General features: G+C 49.3%; 1 tRNA gene and 3 rRNA genes. All 4 read right to left on the bottom strand.

The features are described 5' to 3' along the window. Position 1: 1 nt before the first annotated feature. The 4 genes from rrf to HMPREF2697_RS01880 all read right to left on the bottom strand — a co-directional run bounded on the left by rrf (position 2) and on the right by HMPREF2697_RS01880 (position 4,921). Positions 2-117, bottom strand: a 5S ribosomal RNA gene (gene rrf, locus HMPREF2697_RS01895). An 83-nt stretch (positions 118-200) separates the two neighbouring features. After that, positions 201-3,100 (bottom strand): 23S ribosomal RNA (locus HMPREF2697_RS01890). A 146-nt stretch (positions 3,101-3,246) separates the two neighbouring features. Continuing rightward, positions 3,247-3,319: transfer RNA gene (locus HMPREF2697_RS01885), tRNA-Ala, on the bottom strand. 54 nt (positions 3,320-3,373) lie between these two features. After that, positions 3,374-4,921 (bottom strand): 16S ribosomal RNA (locus tag HMPREF2697_RS01880). The 16S, 23S and 5S rRNA genes sit together here with 1 tRNA gene alongside, the layout of an rRNA operon. Between the last annotated feature and the right edge of the window lie 126 nt (positions 4,922-5,047).

The following is a 5,047-nucleotide window of genomic DNA, read 5'->3' as shown; positions in this document are numbered from 1 at the left end:
CGCTAAGCGACTACCGTATCTAACAGGGGGCAACCCCCAACTACATCAGGCGTACTAGGGCTTAACTTCTGTGTTCGGCATGGGAACAGGTGTATCTCCTAGGCTATCGTCACTTAACTCTGAGTATTCTCAACTCAAAATTGAATATCTATACTGTATCAAGAAACCAAATCGTTGTCAATATGTCTCAGTTACTTTCTTTGGATAAGTCCTCGAGCTATTAGTATTAGTCCGCTACATGTGTCACCACACTTCCACTTCTAACCTATCAACCTGATCATCTCTCAGGGCTCTTACTGATATAAAATCATGGGAAATCTCATCTTGAGGTGGGCTTCACACTTAGATGCTTTCAGCGTTTATCCCTTCCCTACATAGCTACCCAGCGATGCTCTTGGCAGAACAACTGGTACACCAGCGGTAAGTCCACTCTGGTCCTCTCGTACTAGGAGCAGATCCTCTCAAATTTCCTACGCCCGCGACGGATAGGGACCGAACTGTCTCACGACGTTCTGAACCCAGCTCGCGTGCCGCTTTAATGGGCGAACAGCCCAACCCTTGGGACCGACTACAGCCCCAGGATGCGACGAGCCGACATCGAGGTGCCAAACCTCCCCGTCGATGTGAACTCTTGGGGGAGATAAGCCTGTTATCCCCAGGGTAGCTTTTATCCGTTGAGCGATGGCCCTTCCATGCGGAACCACCGGATCACTAAGCCCGACTTTCGTCCCTGCTCGAGTTGTAACTCTCGCAGTCAAGCTCCCTTATACCTTTACACTCTGCGAATGATTTCCAACCATTCTGAGGGAACCTTTGGGCGCCTCCGTTACCTTTTAGGAGGCGACCGCCCCAGTCAAACTGCCCGTCAGACACTGTCTCCGATAGGGATAACCTATCTGGGTTAGAGTAGCCATAACACAAGGGTAGTATCCCAACAACGCCTCACTCGAAACTGGCGTCCCGAGGTCATAGGCTCCTACCTATCCTGTACATGTGGTACAGATACTCAATATCAAACTGCAGTAAAGCTCCATGGGGTCTTTCCGTCCTGTCGCGGGTAACCTGCATCTTCACAGGTACTAAAATTTCACCGAGTCTCTCGTTGAGACAGTGCCCAAATCATTACGCCTTTCGTGCGGGTCGGAACTTACCCGACAAGGAATTTCGCTACCTTAGGACCGTTATAGTTACGGCCGCCGTTTACTGGGGCTTCAATTCATACCTTCGCTATTGCTAAGCACTCCTCTTAACCTTCCAGCACCGGGCAGGCGTCACCCCCTATACATCATCTTACGATTTAGCAGAGAGCTGTGTTTTTGATAAACAGTTGCTTGGGCCTATTCACTGCGGCTGACCATAAGTCAGCGCCCCTTCTCCCGAAGTTACGGGGCCATTTTGCCGAGTTCCTTAACGAGAGTTCTCTCGCTCACCTGAGGCTACTCGCCTCGACTACCTGTGTCGGTTTGCGGTACGGGTAGAGTATAATTAACGCTAGAAGCTTTTCTCGGCAGTGTGACATCACTAACTTCGCTACTAAACTTCGCTCCCCATCACAGCTCAATGTTATAGATATAAGCATTTGACTCATATCACACCTCACTGCTTGGCCAGACACTTCCAATCGTCTGGTTTAGTTAGCCTACTGCGTCCCTCCATCACTATATACTCTAGTACAGGAATATCAACCTGTTGTCCATCGGATACACCTTTCGGTCTCTCCTTAGGTCCCGACTAACCCAGGGCGGACGAGCCTTCCCCTGGAAACCTTAGTCTTACGGTGGACAGGATTCTCACCTGTCTTTCGCTACTCATACCGGCATTCTCACTTCTATGCGCTCCAGCACTCCTCACGGTACACCTTCTTCGCACATAGAACGCTCTCCTACCATACCTATAAAGGTATCCACAGCTTCGGTAATATGTTTTAGCCCCGGTACATTTTCGGCGCAGGGTCACTCGACTAGTGAGCTATTACGCACTCTTTGAATGAATAGCTGCTTCTAAGCTAACATCCTAGTTGTCTGTGCAACCCCACATCCTTTTCCACTTAACATATATTTTGGGACCTTAGCTGGTGGTCTGGGCTGTTTCCCTTTCGACTACGGATCTTAGCACTCGCAGTCTGACTGCCGATTATATCTCGTTGGCATTCGGAGTTTATCTGAGATTGGTAATCCGGGATGGACCCCTCACCCAAACAGTGCTCTACCTCCAAGAGACTTAACATCGACGCTAGCCCTAAAGCTATTTCGGAGAGAACCAGCTATCTCCAAGTTCGTTTGGAATTTCTCCGCTACCCACAAGTCATCCAAGCACTTTTCAACGTGCCCTGGTTCGGTCCTCCAGTGAGTTTTACCTCACCTTCAACCTGCTCATGGGTAGGTCACATGGTTTCGGGTCTACGACATGATACTAATACGCCCTATTAAGACTCGGTTTCCCTACGGCTCCGTCTCTTCAACTTAACCTCGCATCATATCGTAACTCGCCGGTTCATTCTACAAAAGGCACGCTCTCACCCATTAACGGGCTCGAACTTGTTGTAGGCACACGGTTTCAGGTTCTATTTCACTCCCCTCCCGGGGTGCTTTTCACCTTTCCCTCACGGTACTGGTTCACTATCGGTCACTAGAGAGTATTTAGGGTTGGGAGATGGTCCTCCCAGATTCCGACGAGATTTCTCGTGTCTCGCCGTACTCAGGATACTGCTAGGTATAAAGACTATTTCGAATACGAGGCTATTACTCTCTTTGGCCTACCTTCCCAGGTAGTTCTTCTATAATCTTTAAGTCCACGTTGCAGTCCTACAACCCCGAAGAGTAAACTCTTCGGTTTGCCCTCTTGCCGTTTCGCTCGCCGCTACTAAGGCAATCGCTTTTGCTTTCTCTTCCTGCAGCTACTTAGATGTTTCAGTTCACTGCGTCTTCCTCTACATTACCTTAACAGTAATGAGTGACAGGCATTACCTGCCGGGTTCCCCCATTCGGACATCTCTGGATCATTGCTCACTTACAGCTCCCCAAAGCATTTCGTCGTTAGTCACGTCCTTCATCGGCTTCTAGTGCCAAGGCATCCACCGTGCGCCCTTATTAACTTAACCTTATTTTGGTCTTTCGACCTAACTCATTAAATATTCACAGCGTTTCGGTTTATTTTCTTGTTACTATCTATATGTAATTAATTACATATGGAATTTGATATAGATATTCAATTTTCAATGGACAATACTTGAATCTTGCGATTCAATGGAGCCTAGCGGGATCGAACCGCTGACCTCCTGCGTGCAAAGCAGGCGCTCTCCCAGCTGAGCTAAGGCCCCACAAGACCTCTCAAAACTAAATAAGAAACTCAAGTACATTCCGTTTTTCCTTAGAAAGGAGGTGATCCAGCCGCACCTTCCGATACGGCTACCTTGTTACGACTTCACCCCAATCATCTATCCCACCTTAGGCGGCTGGCTCCAAAAGGTTACCTCACCGACTTCGGGTGTTACAAACTCTCGTGGTGTGACGGGCGGTGTGTACAAGGCCCGGGAACGTATTCACCGCGGCGTGCTGATCCGCGATTACTAGCGATTCCGACTTCATGTAGGCGAGTTGCAGCCTACAATCCGAACTGAGATTGGCTTTAAGAGATTAGCTTGCCGTCACCGACTCGCAACTCGTTGTACCAACCATTGTAGCACGTGTGTAGCCCAGGTCATAAGGGGCATGATGATTTGACGTCATCCCCACCTTCCTCCGGTTTATTACCGGCAGTCTCGCTAGAGTGCCCAACTGAATGATGGCAACTAACAATAGGGGTTGCGCTCGTTGCGGGACTTAACCCAACATCTCACGACACGAGCTGACGACAACCATGCACCACCTGTCACCGATGTACCGAAGTAACTTTCTATCTCTAGAAATAGCATCGGGATGTCAAGACCTGGTAAGGTTCTTCGCGTTGCTTCGAATTAAACCACATGCTCCACCGCTTGTGCGGGCCCCCGTCAATTCCTTTGAGTTTCAACCTTGCGGTCGTACTCCCCAGGCGGAGTGCTTAATGCGTTAGCTGCGGCACTGAATCCCGGAAAGGATCCAACACCTAGCACTCATCGTTTACGGCGTGGACTACCAGGGTATCTAATCCTGTTCGCTCCCCACGCTTTCGAGCCTCAGCGTCAGTTACAGACCAGAGAGCCGCTTTCGCCACCGGTGTTCCTCCATATATCTACGCATTTCACCGCTACACATGGAATTCCACTCTCCCCTTCTGCACTCAAGTTTGACAGTTTCCAAAGCGAACTATGGTTGAGCCACAGCCTTTAACTTCAGACTTATCAAACCGCCTGCGCTCGCTTTACGCCCAATAAATCCGGACAACGCTCGGGACCTACGTATTACCGCGGCTGCTGGCACGTAGTTAGCCGTCCCTTTCTGGTAAGCTACCGTCACAGTGTGAACTTTCCACTCTCACACTCGTTCTTGACTTACAACAGAGCTTTACGATCCGAAAACCTTCTTCACTCACGCGGCGTTGCTCGGTCAGGGTTGCCCCCATTGCCGAAGATTCCCTACTGCTGCCTCCCGTAGGAGTCTGGGCCGTGTCTCAGTCCCAGTGTGGCCGATCACCCTCTCAGGTCGGCTATGTATCGTCGCCTAGGTGAGCCGTTACCTCACCTACTAGCTAATACAACGCAGGTCCATCTTGTAGTGGAGCATTTGCCCCTTTCAAATAAATGACATGAGTCATCCATTGTTATGCGGTATTAGCTATCGTTTCCAATAGTTATCCCCCGCTACAAGGCAGGTTACCTACGCGTTACTCACCCGTTCGCAACTCATCCAAGAAGAGCAAGCTCCTCTCTTCAGCGTTCTACTTGCATGTATTAGGCACGCCGCCAGCGTTCGTCCTGAGCCAGGATCAAACTCTCATTAAAAACTTTAATAATTGTTCGAGCGTTAACTCATTACCGTCGTCTGACGATTTATTCTTGTAAATTGACAGGTTATAATTCTTCTATCATAACCCTGCACTTGGTTTCTTATTCAGTTCTCAAAGGTCT

Origin of the sequence: Streptococcus sp. HMSC064D12, from assembly GCF_001837205.1 — a bacterium.
Classification (GTDB): Bacteria; Bacillota; Bacilli; order Lactobacillales; family Streptococcaceae; genus Streptococcus; species Streptococcus salivarius_D.
The sequence above is the reverse complement of the archived record's forward strand: the minus strand, read 5'-3'. Positions and strand labels throughout refer to the sequence as shown.